Genomic DNA, 20,012 nt, shown 5'->3' with positions numbered 1-20,012 from the left:
TATGCACCCACACATGATCAAACTGTTGAGCCTCTCGGGTCTGACCCTCGGCCTGCTCGCGGCCAGCCAGGGCGTGCGCGCCGACGAGATCAAGGCGCCGACCTTCAGCGCCGAACCGTGCTGCAGCCTGTGCCCGGCGGCCCACGACGCGAAGAACTACACCACGCGCTACCAGCAGAACTTCACCACCCTGGTGCAAGCCCAGGGCGACTGGCTGTTCCGTACCCAGGAAGACCTGCGCACCGAATTCGACACCAGCCCCGCCGGCTACAAACGCATGCAACAGCTGCACGATGCGTTCAAGGCCAAGGGCGTGGAACTGGTGGTGGTCTACCAGCCGACCCGTGGCCTGGTGAACCGCAACAAGCTCAACCCCGAAGAGAAAGCCGCGTTCGATTTCGACAAGGCCCTGGGCAACTACAAGAGCATGCTCGGCCGTTTCGCCAAGATGGGCTACGTGGTGCCGGACCTGTCGCCGTTGACCAACGAGCAGTTGCCCGATGAATTGCCGGCCCACGATTTCTACTTCCGCGGCGACCAGCACTGGACCCCTTACGGCGCCCAGCGCACCGCGAAAATCGTCGGCGCCAAAGTGCGCGCGATGCCCGAGTTCGCCGAGATTCCCAAGCGCGAATTCGAAACCAAGCGCTCCGGGCGCATGGGCAAGACCGGCACCCTGCACAACATGGCCGGGCAACTGTGCGGCACCAGCTACGCGATCCAGTACATGGACCAGTTCACCACCGAACCCAAGGGCGAAGCCGGCGACGGCGACCTGTTCGGCGATTCGGGCAACCCGCAGATCACCCTGGTCGGCACCAGCCACAGCGGCAAGAACTACAACTTCGCCGGCTTCCTCGAACAGGAAATCGGCGCCGACATCCTCAACGTCGCCTTCCCCGGCGGAGGCCTGGAAGGCTCGATGATCCAGTACCTGGGCAGCGACGAGTTCCAGAAGACGCCGCCGAAAATCCTGATCTGGGAATTCTCGCCGTTGTACCGCCTCGACCAGGAAACCATCTACCGCCAGATGATGGCGCTGCTGGACAACGGCTGCGAAGGCAAGACCGCGCAGATGAGCGCCAGCGCCACCCTGAAACCCGGCAAGAACGAATTGCTGGTCAACAGTTCGAACAAAGACCTGCGCAACGCCAACCATCAGGTCGACATCCGCTTCGCCGACCCGTCGGTGAAAACCTTGCAAGCCACCCTCTGGTACATGAACGGGCGCCACGAGGACATCAAGATCGAAAAACCCGAAACATCCGATACAGACGGGCGTTTCGCCTTTGAACTGCGCACCGACGAAGACTGGGCCTCGCAGAACTTGCTGGCCGTGGAAGTGCAGGGCCCCGAAGCGGGTGCTGCCGCGCAGAAAGTCGAAGCGAAAATTTGCACACGCAACGTATTCCCAAGCGGCGGTCAGAAGACTGCCTCACTCGGGCAATGAGGTTACCTATGCAGAAGTTATTGATCCCCACATTGCTGGGCCTGGCGATCTTCGCCGGTTCTGTGAATGCCGCCGCGCCACTGCGTCCGCCCCAGGGTTATTTCGCCCCGGTGGAAGCGTTCAAGACCGGCGACTTCAAGGACGGCTGCGACGCCATGCCGGCGCCGTACACCGGCTCGCTGCAGTTTCGCAGCAAGTACGAAGGCTCGGACAAAGCCCGTTCCACGCTGAACGTGCAGTCGGAAAAAGCCTTCCGCGACAGCACCGCCGACATCACCAAGCTGGAAAAAGACACCAGCAAGCGCGTGATGCAGTTCATGCGCGACGGTCGCCCGGAACAGTTGGAATGCACACTCAACTGGCTGACCAGCTGGGCCAAGGCGGATGCGTTGATGTCCAAGGACTTCAACCACACCGGCAAATCCATGCGCAAATGGGCGCTGGGCAGCATGGCCTCGGCCTATGTGCGCCTGAAGTTCTCCGACTCGCACCCGCTGGCCAACCATCAGCAGGAATCGCAACTGATCGAAGCCTGGTTCAACCGGCTGGCCGATCAGGTGGTGAGCGACTGGGACAACCTGCCGCTGGAAAAAACCAACAACCACTCCTACTGGGCCGCCTGGTCGGTGATGGCGACGTCCATCGCCACCAACCGTCGCGACCTGTTTGACTGGGCGGTGAAGGAATACAAAGTCGGCGCCAACCAGGTCGACGACCAGGGCTTCCTGCCCAACGAGCTGAAGCGCCAGCAACGCGCGCTGTCGTACCACAACTACGCCCTGCCGCCGCTGTCGATGATCGCCAGTTTTGCCCTGGTCAACGGCGTGGATCTGCGCCAGGAAAACAACGGCGCGCTCAAACGCCTGGGCGACAAGGTGCTGGCCGGGGTCAAGGACCCGCAGATCTTCGAGCAGAAGAACGGCAAAGAGCAGGACATGAAGGACCTCAAGGAAGACATGAAATTCGCCTGGCTTGAACCCTTCTGCACCCTCTACACCTGCGCACCGGATGTGCTCGAGCGCAAACATGGGATGCAGCCGTTCAAGACCTTCCGCCTCGGGGGCGACCTGACCAAGGTCTACGACCCGACGCACGAAAAAGGCAACAAAGGCATCTGACGAAACGCGGTTAGAAATGTGGGAGGGGGCTTGCCCCCGATAGCAGTGTGTCATTCAACACAGATGGCGACTGTTACACCGCCATCGGGGGCAAGCCCCCTCCCACATTTGAGCAATACAACCTCCCCCCGGATTCGTGGGGGGGGTTTGGGGGGGCTGCGGCCCTTGACTGTTGGTTAAACATGGAGAGATCGGGATGGTTTTCTCGTCCAATGTGTTCCTGTTTCTGTTCTTGCCGATCTTTCTCGGCTTGTACTACTTGAGCGGGCAACGCTATCGCAACCTGCTGCTGCTACTGGCCAGCTACGTGTTCTACGCCTGGTGGCGAGTGGACTTCCTGGCGCTGTTCGCCGCCGTCACGCTGTGGAATTACTGGATCGGCCTCAAGGTCGGTGCCGCCGGCGTGCGTACCAAGCCGGCGCAACGCTGGCTGCTGCTGGGCGTGGCGGTCGACCTGTGCATCCTCGGCTACTTCAAATACGCCAACTTCGGCGTCGACAGTATCAACGTGATGATGAAGTCGGCGGGCCTGGAGCCGTTCATCCTGACCCACGTACTGTTGCCGATCGGGATCTCGTTCTACATCTTCGAGTCCATCAGCTACATCATCGACGTGTATCGCGGCGACACTCCGGCCACGCGCAACCTCATCGACTTTGCCGCGTTCGTGGCGATCTTCCCGCACCTGATCGCCGGCCCCGTCCTGCGCTTTCGCGACCTGGCCGACCAGTTCAACAACCGCACCCACACCCTCGACAAGTTCTCCGAAGGCTGTACGCGGTTCATGCAGGGGTTCATCAAGAAGGTCTTCATCGCCGACACCCTGGCGGTGGTGGCCGACCATTGCTTCGCCCTGCAAAACCCCACCACCGGTGATGCCTGGCTCGGTGCGCTGGCGTACACCGCGCAGTTGTACTTCGACTTCTCCGGCTACAGCGACATGGCCATCGGCCTGGGCTTGATGATGGGTTTCCGCTTCATGGAAAACTTCAAGCAGCCGTACATCAGCCAGTCGATCACCGAGTTCTGGCGGCGCTGGCACATCAGCCTGTCGACCTGGCTGCGCGACTACCTCTACATCACCCTGGGCGGCAACCGTAAAGGCACGCTGATCACCTACCGCAACCTGTTCCTGACCATGCTGCTCGGTGGTCTGTGGCACGGCGCGAACATCACCTACATCGTGTGGGGCGCCTGGCACGGCATGTGGCTGGCGATCGAGAAAGCCATCGGCCTGAACACCTCGCCGCGCAGCTTCAACCCGATCCGCTGGGCGCTGACCTTCCTGCTGGTGGTGATGGGCTGGGTGATCTTCCGTTCCGAAAACCTGCACGTCGCCGGGCGCATGTACGGCGCGATGTTCAGCTTTGGCGAATGGTCGCTGTCGGAACTCAACCGCGCCAGCCTCACCGGCCTGCAAGTGGCGACCCTGGTGGTGGCCTACGCAACGTTGGCGTTCTTTGGCCTGCGCGACTTCTACAGCAACCGCCCTGCCGAGAAAACCAAGGCGGCCGACCCGAGCCTGATCAAGGCCGTACCGGGCGACGACCCAGGCAGCATCCACCAGCCAGGTTTCACCGTGGGCAAAGACGCCGCCGTGCAACCGGCCTACTGGACCGCTGACTGGCCACGCTACGCCATGCGCGCTGCCGTGCTGCTGCTGTTCGTGGCGTCGATTCTGAAACTGTCGGCGCAGAGTTTCTCGCCGTTCCTTTACTTCCAATTCTGAGGGAGCCGACCATGACCCGATCATTGCGCGTCCTCTATATCAGCCTGTTCCTGGTGGTGCTGCTCGCCCTGGGCGCCTGGTCGTTGCGCGGTTTCTTCGGCTTCAGCACCAATGCCGACGCCACCGTGCTCAACGGCCGCTGGACCAAAGCCGTCGAGACCCACTACGACGAACAGTTCCCGATCAAGCGCCTGGGCACCAACCTCTGGGCTGCGCTGGACTACAAGCTGTTCAATGAAGGCCGCCCCGGCGTAGTGCTGGGCCGCGATCACTGGCTGTACAGCGACGAGGAGTTCAACCCCGCCGTCAACGAAGAGCAGAACCTGGAGGGCAACTACGCCCTGGTCGAAGGCGTGCGCCAGCAGCTCAAGGCCCAAGGCATTCAACTGGTGCTCGCCATCGTGCCGGCCAAGGTGCGCCTGTACCCGGAACACCTGGGTGACGTGAAACCGGCGAGCATCCACGCCAACCTGTACCAGGACTTCCACGCCCGTGTCGCCGCCGACAAGATCCTCGCCCCCGACCTGCTTGGCCCGCTGCAACAGGCCAAGCTCGGCGGCCAGCAAGTGTTCCTGCGCACCGACACCCACTGGACCCCGGACGGTGCCGAAATCGCCGCCAAGCAACTGGCCAAGGCGATCGCCGACAAGGCCCCACTGAGCGGCGAACCGCAGCGCTTTGTCACCGAGGCCGAGAAAACCGCACCGCACAAGGGCGACCTGCGCCTGTTCCTGCCACTCGACCCGCTGTTCGAAAACCTGATGCCGCCCAAGGAGCCGCTGGAAAAACGCGTCACGCACCTGGCCGAAACCAAAGGCGACGACGCGCTGTTCAGCGACAGCGAAACCCCGGTGGCACTGGTCGGCACCAGCTACAGCGCCAACCCCAACTGGAACTTCGTCGGGGCGCTCAAGCAAGCCCTGGGCAGCGACGTGATCAGCTACGCCGAAGACGGCCATGGCCCGATCCTGCCGATGCTCAGCTACCTCAAAAGCGATGACTTCAAGAACCGCCCGCCCCAGGTGCTGATCTGGGAGTTCCCCGAACGCTATCTGCCTGTCAACAACGAAATCGGCGATGCCGACCCGCAGTGGGTCGCGCAACTCAAACAAGCCGGTGCGCGCCAACAGAACATGGCACTGAACACTCCAGCTAAACACCCAAAATCCGAGACGCCCGAACGGGCGCAAAACTGAAAGAGAGGTAACTCACATGACTTTCACTACTACTCCGCGTCGTCTCGCCAAGACCCTGGCCCTGGTTGCCGGCATGAGCGTTGTATCGATGTCCGCCTTCGCCGGTGACGCGGCCTTGTACGGCCCTGTCGCACCGAAAGGCTCGAGCTTCGTGCGTGTCTATAACGCCTCCAATCAGGAAGTCAGCGCCACCGTCGGCGCCACCAACCTGAGCGACGTCGCCCCGTTGGCCAGCAGCGACTTCAGCTTCATGCCCGGCGGCGACTACAGCGCCAAGGTGGGCAGCCAGACCGTGTCGGTCAAGCTCGCCGCCGACCACTACTACACCCTGGTCAACAACAGCAGCGGTCAGCCGCAGTTGATCGAAGAACCGCCGTTCAAGAACAAACAGAAATCCCTGGTGCGCGTGCAGAACCTCAGCGACAAGGCCCTGACCCTGAAAACCGCCGACGGCAAGACCGACGTGGTCAAGGCCGTCGCCGCCAAAGGCCGTGGCGAGCGTGAAATCAACCCGGTGAAGGTCAGCCTGGCGCTGTACGACGGCGACAAGAAAGTCGGCGACGTAAAACCGGTAGCCCTGGAGCGTGGTGAGGCGGCGGTGCTGTACATCACCGGCTCCGGTTCAAGCCTGTCGCCAGTGTGGGTGAAACGCCCCGTGTCGACCCGCTAAACATTTCTCGGACTGACAGCAACCCACTGTAGGAGCGAGCTTGCTCGCGAAAATCGCCACTGATGACGCGGGCATTCTGGATGTACGCGGTGTCTGGAAGTTCTTCGCGAGCAAGCTCGCGCCTACAGAGGGCAGAGGCGTCAGTTCGGACCGAGACAAAAACAAGAGTGGAACGACAAACCTTCGTAGCTCTGACCCAAATCGATTCAAGGAGAAACCGCATGATCCCAGTAATCCTTTCCGGTGGTAGCGGCTCACGTCTTTGGCCGCTTTCGCGCAAACAGTTTCCTAAACAGTTCCTGGCCCTGACCGGCGAGCACACGCTGTTCCAGCAAACCCTGGAGCGCCTGGTATTCGATGGCATGGACACCCCAATCGTGGTCTGCAACAAAGACCATCGGTTCATCGTCAACGAGCAACTGAGCGTGCGCAAGCTGGAAGCCCAGCGCATCCTGATGGAACCCTTCGGCCGCAACACCGCGCCAGCCGTGGCGCTGACCGCGATGATGCTGGTCAACGAAGGCCGCGATGAGCTGATGCTGGTGCTGCCGGCCGACCATGTGATCGACGACCAGAAAGCCCTGCAACGCGCCCTGGCCCTGGCCACCGTGGCCGCCGAGCGTGGCGAGATGGTGCTGTTCGGCGTGCCGGCGACCCGTCCGGAAACCGGTTATGGCTACATCAAGTCCGCCAACGATTCGCTGCTGCCCGAAGGCGTGAGCCGCGTACAACAGTTCGTGGAAAAACCCGATGAAAAACGCGCCGTCGAGTTCGTCAAAAGCGGCGGTTACTTCTGGAACAGCGGCATGTTCCTGTTCCGCGCCAGCCGCTTCCTCGAAGAGCTGAAAAAGCACGACCCGGACATCTACGACACCTGCGTGCTGACCCTGGAACGCAGCGAGCAGACCGCCGACACCGTGACCTTCGACGAAGCCACCTTCGCCTGCTGCCCGGACAATTCCATCGACTACGCGGTGATGGAAAAAACCCAGCGCGCCTGCGTGGTGCCGCTGAGCGCGGGCTGGAGCGACGTGGGTTGCTGGGCGTCGCTGTGGGCGGTCAACGATAAAGACGTCAACGGCAACGTCACCAAAGGCGACGTGGTGATCCAGGACAGCAAGAACTGCATGATCCACGGCAACGGCAAGCTGGTGTCGGTGATCGGCCTGGAAAACATCGTGGTGGTGGAAACCAAGGACGCGATGATGATTGCCCACAAGGACAAGGTCCAGGGCGTCAAGCAGATGGTCGCCACCCTCAACGAACAAGGGCGCAGCGAAACCCAGAACCACTGCGAAGTCTACCGTCCGTGGGGCTCCTACGACTCGGTCGACATGGGCGGGCGTTTCCAGGTCAAGCACATCTCGGTCAAGCCGGGCGCGTGCCTGTCGCTGCAGATGCACCACCACCGCGCCGAACACTGGATCGTGGTCAGCGGCACCGCCGAAGTCACCTGTGACGAGAACGTGTTCCTGCTCTGCGAGAACCAGTCCACCTACATCCCGATCGCCTCGGTACACCGCCTGCGCAACCCGGGCAAGATCCCGCTGGAGATCATCGAAGTGCAATCGGGCAGCTATTTGGGCGAAGACGATATCGAGCGGTTTGAGGATATCTACGGTCGCTCGACGCCGGTGGAACGTGGCGTGTCGGTGAAAACGATCGCGCAGTAAAACAGTCGTAAAAGAAGCCCTCGCCCAGGTCATTGCGTCCCCTATCCGCAGTGGCTTGGGTGGGGGCTTTTTGTTTGGGATTTGCGCTGGTTGTGAGGGCCTCATCGGGGGCAAGCCCCCTCCCACATTTGAATGTATTCACAGATCAAAGGTGGGTGGGGGCTTTTTGTTTGGGATTTGTGCTGGCTGTGAGGGCCTCATCGGGGGCAAGCCCCCTCCCACATTTGAATGTATTCACAGATCAAAGGTGGGAGGGGGCTTTTTGTTTGGGATTTGTGCTGGCTGTGAGGGCCTCATCGGGGGCAAGCCCCTCCCACATTTGAATGTATTCACAGATCAAAGGTGGGAGGGGCTTTTTGTTTGGGATTTGTGCTGGTTGTGAGGGCCTCATCGGGGGCAAGCCCCCTCCCACATTTGAATGTATTCACAGATCAAAGGTGGGAGGGGGCTTTTTGTTTGGGATTTGTGCTGGTTGTGAGGGCCTCATCGGGGGCAAGCCCCCTCCCACATTTGAATGTATTCACAGATCAAAGGTGGGAGGGGGCTTTTTGTTTGGGATTTGCGCTGGCTGTGAGGGCCTCATCGGGGGCAAGCCCCCTCCCACATTTGAATGTATTCACAGATCAAAGGTGGGAGGGGGCTTTTTGTTTGGGATTTGCGCTGGTTGTGAGGGCCTCATCGGTGGGCAAGCCCCCTCCCACATTTGAATGTATTCACAGATCAAAGGTGGGAGGGGGCTTTTGTTTGGGATTTGCGCTGGTTGTGAGGGCCTCATCGGGGGCAAGCCCCCTCCCACATTTGAATGTATTCACAGATCAAAGGTGGGTGGGGGCTTTTTGTTTGGGATTTGCGCTGGTTGTGAGGGCCTCATCGGGGGCAAGCCCCCTCCCACATTTGAATGTATTCACAGATCAAAGGTGGGAGGGGGCTTTTTGTTTGGGATTTGCGCTGGTTGTGAGGGCCTCATCGGGGGCAAGCCCCCTCCCACATTTGAATGTATTCACAGATCAAAGGTGGGAGGGGGCTTGCCCCCGATGAGGCCCGCCCGGCCACCGCAGCACTCAAGGTAGCCAATCCCACCTACGCTTAAGTTAGGATGCTCGTTCCCTATTCGAGGTGGTCTCCATGTTCTTCGGCGTTCTCCTGATCATCACCTGGTTGGTCCTGTTGCTGCGCTACCCGGCCAAAGCCCTGCCCGTATCGCTGGCCGCCGCTGTGGGCCTGGGGCTGGTGGGCGTGTGGGTGGTGTGGCTGGACAATCGTGAAGCGTCGCAACTGGCGCGCCTGGAGCTGCGCATTGTCTACGCCCCGCAGGACTGCCCGGCCGACCGCCCACTGAAACTGACCCTGAACAACGGCAACGACGTACCGCTGACCGAACTGCGCTGGCGCGTCGCTGCCTATGCGCCGGGCGATACGGTCAACCTGGCCGACAACGTCTATGCTGCCCCACGCTATCGCGGCCCCGGCGAGTTGCAGGCCGGCGCCACCTGGGACGACTGCCTGCCTACCCCGCCGTTGCGCCCTGGCTACCGCCCGCAAACCCTGGAATTTCGCGCCGAGCATTTGCAAGGCAGCTTCTCGGACTGACAAAGGACCGATCCATGCCCAACGTACTCATCACCGGTTGCTCCAGCGGCATCGGGCGCGCCTTGGCCGAGGCCTTCAAATCCGCCGGCTTCGACGTGTGGGCCAGCGCCCGCCAACCGGAAGACGTCGCCCGCTTGTCCGCCGCCGGCTTCAATGCGGTGCAACTGGACGTCAACGACAGCGCCGCCTTGCAGCACCTGGCCGAGCAGTGGGGCGAGCTGGATGTGCTGGTCAACAACGCCGGCTACGGCGCCATGGGCCCGTTGCTCGACGGCGGCACCGAGGCGCTGCAGTGTCAGTTCGAAACCAACGTATTTTCCATCGTCGGCGTGACCCAGGCGTTCTTCCCCGCGCTGCGTCGCGGCAAAGGCCTGGTGGTGAATATCGGCAGCGTTTCCGGGGTGCTGGTGACGCCATTCGCTGGCGCCTACTGCGCCTCCAAAGCCGCCGTGCATGCCTTGAGCGATGCCCTGCGCATGGAACTGGCGCCGTTTGGCGTGCGGGTGATGGAAGTGCAACCGGGCGCAATCGATACCCGCTTTGCGAAAAACGCCGGGGCCCAGGCGGAGCTGTTGATCAACGAACAATCGCCGTGGTGGCCGTTGCGCGAAGGCATCCGCGCGCGCTCCCGGGCCTCCCAGGACAACCCGACACCGGCCAGCCGATTTGCCAGCCAGGTCCTGAATGCCGTGCAACAACCGACACCGCCCCGCTTATTGCGCGCGGGCAATGGCAGTCGGGCACTGCCGTTGATGGCGGCGTTACTGCCCAAAGGGTTGTTGGAAAACGTATTGAAGCGACGCTTTGGTTTGAATAGGAGTTTGTAAATGATCGACTACAGCGACTTTTTCGAAGAAGTGATCCAGACCCACGTCGAGATCGAACAGTGGTTCGCCGGCGTGGCGCCTGAAGGCACGCTGCAAAGGCTGCTCGCGCGCTTCTCGCCGGAGTTCAGCATGATTGCGCCCTCCACCGGCACACGCATGAACGCCGCTGGGGTCAATTACCTGTTCACCCGCCTGGGCGGCCAGCGGCCAGGGTTGAAGATCACCTTGAGCGAACTGAGCGGCATTGACCGGCATGCCCGCGGCGCCGTCGTCAGTTACCGCGAACATCAGATCGACGACAGCGGCACCCAGACCGATCGCCGCGCCACGGTGGTCTTCGAGAAACAGGCCAGCGGCGCACTGCTGTGGCGCCATTTGCACGAGACGTACTGCCAGGCCTGAACCGCCAGGCAACACCCCGCCAGTATGCGCGCAAGCCTCCCCCCGCTTGCGCGCACAGCCCATCGCCCTGAGTCCCCCGCTCATTGGCGGCAATACAATTTCGCTACAGAACTGAACGGACACTCTCGCTAGAGTGACGCGCTGACTTCTGACTCAACACGCTCAGACCTCATACCTCGCTTGTCGTTGATCGCTGTTCGCGTCGATTCGACACAGTCGTTCCGGTACCTCTTGGGTGACCCCTATCAAGCCTTTAAACAAATCGCGCGCCTGTCGGACGCTGCTCACACTGTCACTGGGGTTAACTGCGGTGACAGGCTGTTCGGTCGCACCTCTGCCCGCGTTGAAACCGCCCGCGCCAGAGGCATGGCGCAATGCACCGTCCCCTCTGGCGCCGGCCAAGCCCGACCTCAATCGGTGGTGGCACGCCTTCAATGATCCTGAACTCGATACCCTGGTGGATCAGGCATTGCACAACAACCTCGACGTCGCCGCCGCAGTCGAGCGTCTGCGGGCCGCGCGTGTGCTGAGCCAACATTCGCAAGCGCCCTATCTGCCCTCGCTCGGGATCAAGACCCACGACGCGATAAGCCCCGACACCAGCAGTTCGTACTTCCTGATCGGCTTCGATGCACAGTGGGAACTGCCACTGTTCGGCGCCAGGCAGAGCGCGGATCGCATCGCCGAGGGCAACCAGGCGCTGGTGGCCGCCGACTTGCGCAGCGTCCAGGTGTCGCTGGTCGCCGAAGTCACCCGGCATTGGGTTGAGCTGCGTTCGGCGCAACACGCCGAACGCGCGCTGACGGCCATTCGTGACGCTCAGCAGGAAAAACTGGCGCTGCTGCGTGTGCGCGAGCAACTTGCCCTGGCGCCGCACGCTGACGTGGCGGGCGCCGAGGCGGAACTGGCGCGAGCCGAGATGCAGCTGAGCGGGCCGCAACAACGGATCCACCGCCATGCACAGCAGTTGGCGCTGTTGTCGGGTCGGCCGGAGCCCGACCCGCGCTGGCTGCAGCCCGGACCGCAGCCCACGCTCGGCCAGTGGCAACTCAACAACGTGCCGGCGGACCTGCTGCGCACACGCCCGGAAATTGCCAACGCCGAGGCCGAGGTTCTTGTGGCCGCCGGGGAATTGGGGATGAGCCGCGCCGATATTTACCCGCACCTCAGCCTGGGCGCTTCGTTGCAGTGGTCGCTGAACATTGCCAGCAACCGCAAGCGCACGCCCAGCGGCAACAGCATTTTCTCGGCCGGGCCGGGGATCAGCATCCCGTTGTTCGACTGGGGCCAACGTATCGCCACCGCACGCGCGAAAGACCACCTGTTGCAGGCAGCGGTTCTGACTTATCGCCAGGCCGTGTTGCAAGGCGTTGCCGAAGCCGAAATCGCCCTGGGCGACCTCGAACAAACGCGCCTGCGCGAGCACGCCTCGCGCCAGGCCCATAAGGCGACGCAGACGCGCCTGGAGGCCTTGCAACAACGCGAGCGCCTGGGGCTCATGAGCCCACTGGAGCTGACGAGCGCCCACGTGCAGGCACTGCAAGCCACGCGACAGGCCGACAGCGCCAGCACCGAACGGGACATCGCCTACATCGCGCTTTATAAAGCCCTGGGCGGCGCACCGTTACCGAACCCGACAGTGAAGGATGCTGACTGATGGTGGCGCTTGCCCGTCTGACACTGATCCACGAATGGCGGCGCTTCCTGCCCGCGATGATTGCCGTAGGCTTCGCGGGGCTGCTGCAGTTGCTCCAGGCCGCGCTGGTGCTGGGTATTTTCGGCAGTGCCAGCGTCTATATCACCGGCTCTACGGCGGACCTCTGGGTCGGTTACCCCGGCACGCAAAGCGTCAACCTCGGGAGACCGATCGATGCCGGCGTGGAAATGCGCCTGCGCATGGACGCCGATGTCCTGCGTGTCGAGTCGTTTCGCTGGGTCGACGCCGATTGGCGCGGTGCGCGAGATACCGGTGGCGTGTCGGTGTTTGTCAGCGGCATCGACGCCGGGCCAGACGGCCTGATGTTTGCGCGCGCCCTGCCGACGGCACTGCGCGCCCGCCTGGCCGAGCCCGGTGCGGTGATCGTCGACCGCGCCGATCTGAGCACCCTTGGCGTGAACCTGGGGGACGCCGCGACCATCAACGGGCAACGTGTGCGCGTGGTGGGCGTCACCAGCGGCCTGCGCGCGCTGGGCGGGGTCAATGTGCTGGCGTCGCTGGCCACCGCCCGGCAGCTCGACACCACCACCGCGGCAGACCGCATCACCTACCTGGTGGCCAAAGTGCGCGATCCCGCTCAGGCCGGTGCGGTTGCCGCGCGCCTGAGCAACGGCCCTGCGTTCGGTAACTATTCGGTATGGACCGCACAACAGTTCGCCCAGCGCTCGCAGATGTATTGGATGTTCGACACCGGCGCCGGTGCCGGCGTGCTGTTTCTGGCCGCGATTGTGTTCCTGGTGGGCGCGGTCATCACCAGCCAGACGCTGGTCGCCGCGGTCGTCGGTTCCATCCGCGAGTACGCCACCTTGAACGCCCTTGGCGTCGGCGTGAACGCCCTGCGCAAAGTGGTCATGGAGCAGGCTTTCTGGGTCGGGGCACTGGGGCTGCTGGGCAGTTCGGTGCTCGCCGGCCTGTTCTTCGCCCTGGCGGCGCACTACAACGTGCCGGTGCAGCTTTCGCCCGTCGCGGCCCTCGCCTGCCTGTGCCTGAGCATGCTCCTGGCACTCGTGTCGGGCCTGGCGGCCATCCGCACCTTACGCCACGCCGACCCGGCCAGCCTTCTGAGATAGCACTGCCATGAGTCTCCTGACATCCGCCACACCCTTCACGCTGCAAGCCAGCAGTATCAGTAAATCGTTCACCTCGGGGCGGGTCGTAACCCCAGTGCTGCATGACATTACCCTGGCGATACGGCCCGGCGAACTGACCCTGATCTCAGGCCCGTCCGGCTGTGGCAAAAGCACGCTACTGGCGATCCTCAGCGGCCTGCAGCAGCCCGACCGCGGCAGCGCATCGGCCCTGGGGCACAACCTTTCAAGCCTCGACACGCGGGCCCTGGAGAATTTTCGCCTGCGCCACACCGGCTTCGTATTCCAGGGGTTCAACCTGTTTCCGGCGTTGACTGCGCAGCAACAGGTCGAGCTGCCCTTGAGCTACCTGGGGCTGCCGAGCACGGAAGTCCGAGCGCGCGCCATCGAGGCGCTAGAGGACGTCGGGCTGGGCTCGCGCATGCAACTGCGCCCGGCCGAATTGTCCGGCGGCGAAAAGCAGCGCGTAGCGATTGCACGCGCCGTGGCAAAGGCCCCCGAGTTGTTGTTCGCCGACGAACCGACCAGCGCCCTCGATGCGGCCAACGGCCAGATCGTGATCGATATTTTGCACCGCATCGCCCGCACGCGTGGCACCACGGTGCTGTGCGTCAGCCACGATCCGCGCCTGATCAGTAATTGCGACCGCGTGCTGACCATAGAAGACGGCCGCATTTTGAACGATCAATCCCTTCCCTTCCAACCGGCCGCTATGGTCGGAACCCAGGAACACTCTGTATGAACGCGCGCCCGCTTCGCTCTTGGCTGCTTCTGAGTACCGCACTTGTATTGCTGAGCGCCTGCTCCCGTGAAGATACGCCTTCCACGCCGACGTCATCGGCGCCTACCTACCTGGCCGTCGCACGCGGCCGTATCGATGTGGAAGGCGGTTTGCTCAAGCTCGGCGCGAGTCGCGACGGCGTGGTCGCCGAGATCAAGGTGACGGAAGGCGAGCAGGTCAAGAAAGGCCAACTGCTCGCCACCCTGGACAGTGAACTGGCGCAACTGGCCGTCGCCGCCGCACTGACCGAGCAACGCCAGGTGCAGATCCAAGCCAAACAGTTGGCAAGGCAGCTCAAGTTCGCCGAGCAGCAGGCCAGCCGCCTGACCGCCGCCGCCAAGGCAGGCGCCGGCGACAGCCAGAGTGCCGATGGGGCCCACGAGGCCGCCGAGCGCTTGCGCGACGAGATTGAAAAGACTCAGACAGACGCCGAAGTCGCCGCGAGAAAGCTGACGGCGGCACGCTACGAACTGGCGCAACGCAGCCTGCGTGCGCCGGTCGACGCCGAGGTGGTTCGGCGCCTGATTCAACCCGGTGCCGCAGTGTCTGCACAGTCCGGGCCGGCTTTCGTTTTGTTGCCGAACCAGGCGCGTATCGTAAGGGCTGAGCTCAACGAGTCATTCACCGGCGCGGTGCGCCCCGGGATGAAGGCCGAAGTCACCGATGACAGCGCCGATGGTTCAGTGGCACTGACCGCCCATGTGGTGCGGATCAGCGCGGTACTGGGCAACAGCACCCTGGAAGACGACGCCTTGGTCAGGGCCAATACGCGTACCGTTGAATGCATATTGGCGTTCGATCAGCCGGCGCCGCCGTCTCTGCGCGTGGGGCAGCGCCTGCTGGTGCGGTTTGGGCCGTAGGTAATCGTCACGACCCGCCCAGCCCGACAGAGGTTCAGTGCTGGATAGAGTCGACAATCACCGTGCAGGTAATCCCCGCCGCCAACAACACGCCTTCGGGCACTTCATCGATATGAATCCGCACCGGCACGCGCTGGGCCAAGCGCACCCAGTTGAAGGTCGGGTTCACGTCGGCGATCAGTTCGCGGCTCTCGGGGTTATCGCGGTCGTAGATGCCGCGGGAGATGCTTTCCACATGGCCCTTGAGGGTTTCGCCGCTCATCAACTGCATATCGGCCTTATCGCCGACCTTGACGTGGGGCAGTTTGGTTTCTTCGAAGAAGCCATAGACCCAGAACGAGTTCATATCGACCACGGCCATCTTGGCTTCGCCGATGCGCGCGTAGTCACCGCGATGCACGTTGAGGTTGGTGACGTAGCCGTCGACGGCCGCCACCACTTGCGTGCGTTTCAAGTTCAGTTCGGCGGCTTCCAGTTGTGCCTGGGCGTGCTGGTAGTCGGCGAGGGCCGAGTCGGCGACGTTGCTGGCGTCGTCGCGGTTTTCCCTGGAGATCACCAGCGCGTCGAGGTCGGCGCGGCGGTGGGCGTTGTCTTTGCGCATTTCCCAGGTGGCTTTGCGCGATGCGACAAGGGCTTGTGCCTGTTTGACGGCGAGGCGGTAGTGCTCGGGGTCGATCTGCATCAGCAGGTCGCCCTTTTTCACCAACTGGTTGTCACGCACCGGCACGTCGACCACTTCGCCGGTGACGTCGGCGGCGACGTTGATGATGTCGGCACGCACGCGGCCATCGCGGGTCCAGGGGGTTTCCATGTAATGCACCCACAGCGTGCGGCCAATCCAGATCGCCAGAGCCAGAACCAGCAAGGTCGCGAGCAGGCTGAAAAACTTTTTCATCGGGGCATTCTCAACGGTAGACGGTCAGCGCCAGGGCGCCGAACAGGCAAACGAACAGGCTCAGGCGCAGCAACGCCGGGTGCCAGAAAAAACGGTACAGATCGAACCCCGCCAGGAAGCGGTCCAGCGCCCAGGCCAACCCCGCCGCGATCAAAAACATCAGGGTCACGGTCGGCATGTAAATGCCGTGGAACGCGATTTCACGAGGCATGCCCAGCTCCTTTCAACATAAGCGCGCCTTGGGGCTTGTAGGCCGCCAGCGGCGATTGCGGGTCCAGCAGCGAAGTGCGGATGAAGTGCAGGTAGCTTTTCACCCGACGCAGGGCCGAGGTATCGAAGTGCGGCGCGAAGGGTTCGTCGGTCGCCTGCACGCGGCTGATCGCATGGTCGACGGCAATCAGCCCGCGCTCCAGGTTGCTGGCGCTGGGTTGCAGGAACAGGCGCACCAGTGAGCGGCCCATCACGCGGATCGCCTGGCGCCAGGGCTGGGATTCGGCGTAGGCCGGGTGGATCGGCAAGATCGCCTGTTCCTTGCGCAACTCGATGATCGCATGGCCGACTTCAAGCACCACGAACATCCAGCGCAACAGGTTGCGTTGCACTTGCGGCTGGCCGACAGCGAGGCCGTAGGCCTGGTGCAGCAGGTCGCGGGTGCGGCTTTCGAAACTCGACGCCAGGCCCTTGAGCTTGCCGCTGATCGCGTACACCACTTGCTCGCGCAGGTCCTGTTCCAGGCGGCGCCACAGCCAGCGGCTGTTGGGCGGCAGGATGATCGCCCCTGCCGCCGCGCACACCAGCATGCCGATGATCATCGCGATGTAGTCGTTGATAAAGTTGTAGGGGTTGTAGACCGTGAGGTTGTCCGGCACCGAACCGGTGCTGAAAAAGATCAGCAGGCCCACGCCGACCCCGGCGTATTGCGGGCGTGAAGCGAGGAAGGCGCCGAGGATGATCACCGGCGCGAGCATCACGCACAGCAGCGGGAAGCCGTCGATCCAGGGAAACACGAAAAACATTTCGACGAAGCCCACCAGCGCCCCGATCAGGGTGCCGCACGCCATCTGGAACGCCATGCGTTTGGGGTTCGGCGTGGCGGCGGACAGGCCGACGGTGGCGGCGGCGATCATGGTCATGGTCGCGCCGCTCGGCCAAGCGGTCGCCACCCAGTAGCTGCCGAGCACGATCAGGATGAACGACGCCCGCACCCCCGAGGCCACGCAGGCCAGCCAGTTGGTTTTGGGGATGAAGGTTTCGTCCCACTGTTCCCGCGCATGGCTGTGATCGGCCAGGGAGGCGTGGGTCTGTGCGTAGTTGTGCAGGTCGTCGACGAAGCGGTAGAGCAGCTCGTAGGCGGTATGAAAGTCCAACTGCTCGTCTTCGCTCGGGTTGCCTTGCTGGAAGATCGCTCGCAGGCTGCGGACCTTGGCGGGCAAGCCGTCCTTGTAGACGCTCAACTGGTTGACCAGCCGCGCCGCGTCGGGGCTGGTGAGGGCGCGGCCGGAGAACCCGTCGAGCACCTCGGCCAAGTCCTGCAAGCCCGGTTTGATTTCGGCGACAACGTGGTCCGCGGCATCGGCACGCAGGCGTTCGAGCAACTGGTGCAAGGCGTTGAAGCGCGTGGTGATGCTCATGAATTCGCTGTTGAGGCGACTGAGCCGGCCATTGCGCCGACGCATGTGCGGGTCTTCGAACACGGTGAGGCTGCGCAGGCCTTCCAGGCCCACGGCTTCGGCGATAAAGCGCACGTTGGTGCTTTCGAAGGTTTCGCGCTGGCTGCGCCCACGCAGGCCGTCGGTGACGAACAGCGCGAATACGCCAAACCGCTGGTACAGCGCGTTGCGCATGGCCGCACTGGAGGTCTGCGGCAGGATCGCCGCGCTGACCAGCGTGGAGACCAGAATCCCCAGGGAAATTTCCAGCACCCGCCACACGGCCGCCATGAACGCCCCGTCCGGGTGGGCCAGGGACGGCAGGCCGACCATCGCAGCGGTGTAACCGGCGAGCACGAAGCCATAGGCGCGAAAGTTGCGGTTGCGCGTGGCGCCGGCGGTGCAGATCCCCACCCAGATCGCCAGCGAGCCGAGGAACAGCTCGGTGTTCTGCGCAAACAAGGCGATCAGGAACACCATCACCGCCGACCCGGCCAAGGTGCCGAGGAAGCGATAGAAGCTCTTGGCGAACACCTGGCCGCTCTGGGGTTGCATCACGATAAACACGGTGATCATCGCGGTGCGCGGTTGCGGCAGTTCCAGGCGCATGGCCAGCCACAGCGTGGCGAACGCAGCGATCAGCACCTTGAAGATGTACACCCAGGTCACGCCGTCACTGCGTGCCCAGTCGAAAAAGCCACGGCGCCACTCAAGGGAATACAGCCAGCGCAGCGGTGCAGGCAAGGGAGTCATCAAATCCTACTCAGTGATCGAACACGGCGAGCGCCGCCGGGGTCTTGCTCGGGACAGTCTTGGTGTCTTGCGGAACATCGTTGCCGGCGCCCAGCCCGCCGCCCAGGGCGGTCACCAGGTCGGCGTGGGCCGTCAGACGCGCGGCCTGCACCTGCTGCTCGACTTGCTGCTGGCGGAACAACAGGGTCTGGGCGTTCAGCACATTGAGGTAATCGGTAAGGCCGCGCTGGTAGGCGATCATCGCGATGTCGTAGGTTTTCTGCGCCGAGGCCACCGACTCTGCGGCGAAGCCCTTTTGCTTGTCCATGGATTCGCGGCGGATCAACTGGTCGCTGATGCCCTTGAGCGCGTTGACCAGGGTCTGGTTGTAATGCGCCACGGCGATGTCATAGCCGGCGCTGGCTTCACCCAGCTGCGAACGCAGGCGGCCGCCGTCGAAGATCGGCAGGGTGATGGCCGGGCCGACGTTGTAGTTGAATTTCTTGCCGGTCAGAAAGCCCAGCATGCCACCGCCGGTGGCCATGTAGCCGAGGCTGCCGACCAGATCGACGTTGGGATAGAAGCCGGCGTGCGCGACATCGATGCCACGCGCCTGCGCTGCCACCTGCCAACGGCTGGCGACCACGTCCGGGCGCTGGCCGAGCAATTGCGCGGGCAGGCTGGACGGCAATTTCAGCGGCGCGCCGAGGGACAAGGTCGGACGTTGCAGTCGCGCGCCCTCGCCCGGGCCTTTACCCGCCAACGCCGCCAACTGGTTGCGGCTCAGGGCGATCTCTTCGTCCAGGGCATCGAGTTGGCGATGGGTCTCGGGCAACGGGGTTTCGGCCTGGCTCACATCGAAATGCGTGCCAATGCCCGCGTTCAGGCGTTTATTCGCCAGGTCGAGAATCTGCTGTTGCTGGGCCAGCGTGGCCGCGACGATGTCGCGGTTGGCGTAATGCAACGACAGCTGGATATAGGCGCGCACTACGTTGTTCTGCAGTTCGAGCTGGGCCTGGCGTGCTTCGGCCACGCTCATGTGCGCCAGGTCGACGGCACGCTCGGTGGCGTTGCTTTCGCGGCCCCACAGGTCGAGGGCGTAGCTGAAGCCCAGGGACGTATTGTTGTCCCAGGTGTTGGAACCGCTCAATGCACCCGGGCCGTAGAACTGGTCGTTCGGCCAGTTGTGGCGCTTGAGGGTGGTGTCGCTGTTGATCTGCAACGACTCGGCCGACTCGACAATCCCGGCCATGGCCCGCGCTTCACGCACACGCGCGGCAGCCATGGCCAGGCTCGGGCTGTCGTGGGTCGCGAGTTCGACCCAGCGGTTGAGCTGGGGATCGCCATAGGCCTGCCACCATTGCGCGGTGGGCCAGCGGGCGTCCCGGGCGGCGCTCTGGATCGCCTCGTCGGTGGCCAGGGTATTGGCGCTGAGGGCCTGGTCTTGGGGGGCGATTCCTCCGGTTCCGATGCAGCCGCTGATTGCTAACGATAAGGCCCAAACACTGAGAGTCTTCAGCTCTCTGCTGATGCGACGCGGCACTGCTGCGAATTCCTGAGGTGGGTGATGCAGGGTAGGTGGTGTAATTCTAGGACGCGAGGGGAATGACGATAAGCTGGTATTCCTGTGAATCT

16 protein-coding genes and 1 pseudogene are annotated in these 20,012 nt (G+C 63.1%); 13 read left to right on the top strand and 4 right to left on the bottom strand.

The genetic code is table 11. The features are described 5' to 3' along the window. Position 1 precedes the first annotated feature (1 nt). The 13 genes and pseudogenes from LQ249_RS06000 to LQ249_RS05940 all read left to right on the top strand — a co-directional run bounded on the left by LQ249_RS06000 (position 2) and on the right by LQ249_RS05940 (position 15,101). Entirely contained in the window at positions 2–1,450 is a 1,449-nt protein-coding gene (locus tag LQ249_RS06000; protein ID WP_046385355.1) for an alginate O-acetyltransferase, read from the top strand. A gap of 8 nt (positions 1,451–1,458) precedes the next feature. After that, positions 1,459–2,568, top strand: a complete 1,110-nt coding sequence (locus LQ249_RS05995) for a mannuronate-specific alginate lyase (RefSeq protein WP_090234772.1) — start codon at positions 1,459–1,461, stop codon at positions 2,566–2,568. Between the two features lie 196 nt (positions 2,569–2,764). Continuing rightward, entirely contained in the window at positions 2,765–4,297 is a 1,533-nt protein-coding gene (locus LQ249_RS05990; RefSeq protein ID WP_046384629.1) for an MBOAT family O-acyltransferase, read from the top strand. An 11-nt stretch (positions 4,298–4,308) separates the two neighbouring features. Next, positions 4,309–5,493, top strand: a complete 1,185-nt coding sequence (locus LQ249_RS05985) for an alginate O-acetyltransferase (protein WP_046384630.1) — start codon at positions 4,309–4,311, stop codon at positions 5,491–5,493. A gap of 16 nt (positions 5,494–5,509) precedes the next feature. Further along, positions 5,510–6,163 (top strand): alginate O-acetyltransferase AlgF, encoded by a 654-nt coding sequence (locus LQ249_RS05980; protein WP_046384631.1) that lies wholly within the window; start codon positions 5,510–5,512, stop codon positions 6,161–6,163. 221 nt (positions 6,164–6,384) lie between these two features. Beyond that, positions 6,385–7,836: a mannose-1-phosphate guanylyltransferase/mannose-6-phosphate isomerase gene (locus LQ249_RS05975; protein ID WP_046384632.1), complete on the top strand. Its 1,452-nt coding sequence runs from the start codon at positions 6,385–6,387 to the stop codon at positions 7,834–7,836. Positions 7,837–8,961: 1,125 nt separating this feature from the next. Continuing rightward, entirely contained in the window at positions 8,962–9,426 is a 465-nt protein-coding gene (locus tag LQ249_RS05970; RefSeq protein ID WP_017845897.1) for a hypothetical protein, read from the top strand. Positions 9,427–9,440: 14 nt separating this feature from the next. Continuing rightward, positions 9,441–10,253 carry an SDR family oxidoreductase gene (locus tag LQ249_RS05965; RefSeq protein WP_017845898.1) on the top strand — a complete coding sequence of 271 codons (813 nt, stop codon included), beginning with the start codon at positions 9,441–9,443 and terminating at the stop codon, positions 10,251–10,253. Continuing rightward, positions 10,254–10,655, top strand: a complete 402-nt coding sequence (locus tag LQ249_RS05960) for a hypothetical protein (RefSeq protein ID WP_017845899.1) — start codon at positions 10,254–10,256, stop codon at positions 10,653–10,655. Between the two features lie 310 nt (positions 10,656–10,965). Further along, positions 10,966–12,312 carry an efflux transporter outer membrane subunit gene (locus LQ249_RS05955; RefSeq protein WP_232566253.1) on the top strand — a complete coding sequence of 449 codons (1,347 nt, stop codon included), beginning with the start codon at positions 10,966–10,968 and terminating at the stop codon, positions 12,310–12,312. After that, the gene (locus LQ249_RS05950) at positions 12,312–13,442 is read left to right on the top strand and encodes an ABC transporter permease (protein WP_046384635.1); all 1,131 of its coding nucleotides are present in this window, start codon (positions 12,312–12,314) and stop codon (positions 13,440–13,442) included. Before LQ249_RS05955 ends, LQ249_RS05950 begins: the two co-directional genes overlap by 1 nt. Positions 13,443–13,551: 109 nt before the next feature. Further along, positions 13,552–14,202: pseudogene (locus LQ249_RS05945) on the top strand (ABC transporter ATP-binding protein); the annotation flags it as partial. Continuing rightward, positions 14,199–15,101: an HlyD family secretion protein gene (locus tag LQ249_RS05940; RefSeq protein ID WP_232566252.1), complete on the top strand. Its 903-nt coding sequence runs from the start codon at positions 14,199–14,201 to the stop codon at positions 15,099–15,101. The pseudogene LQ249_RS05945 and the gene LQ249_RS05940, both read left to right, overlap by 4 nt. A gap of 34 nt (positions 15,102–15,135) precedes the next feature. On the opposite strand, the gene LQ249_RS05935 is transcribed toward LQ249_RS05940, so the two are convergent. Genes LQ249_RS05935 through LQ249_RS05920 form a run of 4 tightly spaced genes read right to left on the bottom strand, consistent with a single transcriptional unit; the run spans position 15,136 to position 19,920 of the window. Further along, positions 15,136–15,996 carry an efflux RND transporter periplasmic adaptor subunit gene (locus LQ249_RS05935; RefSeq protein WP_046384638.1) on the bottom strand — a complete coding sequence of 287 codons (861 nt, stop codon included), beginning with the start codon at positions 15,994–15,996 and terminating at the stop codon, positions 15,136–15,138. A 10-nt stretch (positions 15,997–16,006) separates the two neighbouring features. After that, positions 16,007–16,207, bottom strand: a complete 201-nt coding sequence (locus tag LQ249_RS05930; protein WP_046384639.1) for a DUF1656 domain-containing protein — start codon at positions 16,205–16,207, stop codon at positions 16,007–16,009. Then, on the bottom strand, positions 16,197–18,398 hold the full coding sequence (locus LQ249_RS05925) for an FUSC family protein (RefSeq protein WP_169881194.1): 2,202 nt from the start codon (positions 18,396–18,398) through the stop codon (positions 16,197–16,199). The genes LQ249_RS05930 and LQ249_RS05925 overlap by 11 nt, the downstream gene beginning before the upstream one ends. A gap of 10 nt (positions 18,399–18,408) precedes the next feature. Next, positions 18,409–19,920 carry an efflux transporter outer membrane subunit gene (locus tag LQ249_RS05920; protein WP_057004275.1) on the bottom strand — a complete coding sequence of 504 codons (1,512 nt, stop codon included), beginning with the start codon at positions 19,918–19,920 and terminating at the stop codon, positions 18,409–18,411. Positions 19,921–20,012: the final 92 nt, after the last annotated feature.

The sequence above is a fragment of the Pseudomonas sp. 7-41 genome, from assembly GCF_021233075.1.
GTDB lineage: Bacteria > Pseudomonadota > Gammaproteobacteria > Pseudomonadales > Pseudomonadaceae > Aquipseudomonas > Aquipseudomonas veronii.
Note: the sequence above shows the minus strand (reverse complement) of the source record. Positions and strands in the feature narration are given on the sequence as shown.

Bases quoted from the DNA above. Each gene is read 5' to 3' on its own strand.
- LQ249_RS06000 (WP_046385355.1), top strand. From the start codon at position 2: ATGCACCCACACATGATCAAACTGTTGAGCCTCTCGGGTCTGACCCTC.
- LQ249_RS05995 (WP_090234772.1), top strand. From the start codon at position 1,459: ATGCAGAAGTTATTGATCCCCACATTGCTGGGCCTGGCGATCTTCGCC.
- LQ249_RS05990 (WP_046384629.1), top strand. From the start codon at position 2,765: ATGGTTTTCTCGTCCAATGTGTTCCTGTTTCTGTTCTTGCCGATCTTT.
- LQ249_RS05985 (WP_046384630.1), top strand. From the start codon at position 4,309: ATGACCCGATCATTGCGCGTCCTCTATATCAGCCTGTTCCTGGTGGTG.
- LQ249_RS05980 (WP_046384631.1), top strand. From the start codon at position 5,510: ATGACTTTCACTACTACTCCGCGTCGTCTCGCCAAGACCCTGGCCCTG.
- LQ249_RS05975 (WP_046384632.1), top strand. From the start codon at position 6,385: ATGATCCCAGTAATCCTTTCCGGTGGTAGCGGCTCACGTCTTTGGCCG.
- LQ249_RS05970 (WP_017845897.1), top strand. From the start codon at position 8,962: ATGTTCTTCGGCGTTCTCCTGATCATCACCTGGTTGGTCCTGTTGCTG.
- LQ249_RS05965 (WP_017845898.1), top strand. From the start codon at position 9,441: ATGCCCAACGTACTCATCACCGGTTGCTCCAGCGGCATCGGGCGCGCC.
- LQ249_RS05960 (WP_017845899.1), top strand. From the start codon at position 10,254: ATGATCGACTACAGCGACTTTTTCGAAGAAGTGATCCAGACCCACGTC.
- LQ249_RS05950 (WP_046384635.1), top strand. From the start codon at position 12,312: ATGGTGGCGCTTGCCCGTCTGACACTGATCCACGAATGGCGGCGCTTC.
- LQ249_RS05940 (WP_232566252.1), top strand. From the start codon at position 14,199: ATGAACGCGCGCCCGCTTCGCTCTTGGCTGCTTCTGAGTACCGCACTT.
- LQ249_RS05935 (WP_046384638.1), bottom strand. From the start codon at position 15,996: ATGAAAAAGTTTTTCAGCCTGCTCGCGACCTTGCTGGTTCTGGCTCTG.
- LQ249_RS05930 (WP_046384639.1), bottom strand. From the start codon at position 16,207: ATGCCTCGTGAAATCGCGTTCCACGGCATTTACATGCCGACCGTGACC.
- LQ249_RS05925 (WP_169881194.1), bottom strand. From the start codon at position 18,398: ATGACTCCCTTGCCTGCACCGCTGCGCTGGCTGTATTCCCTTGAGTGG.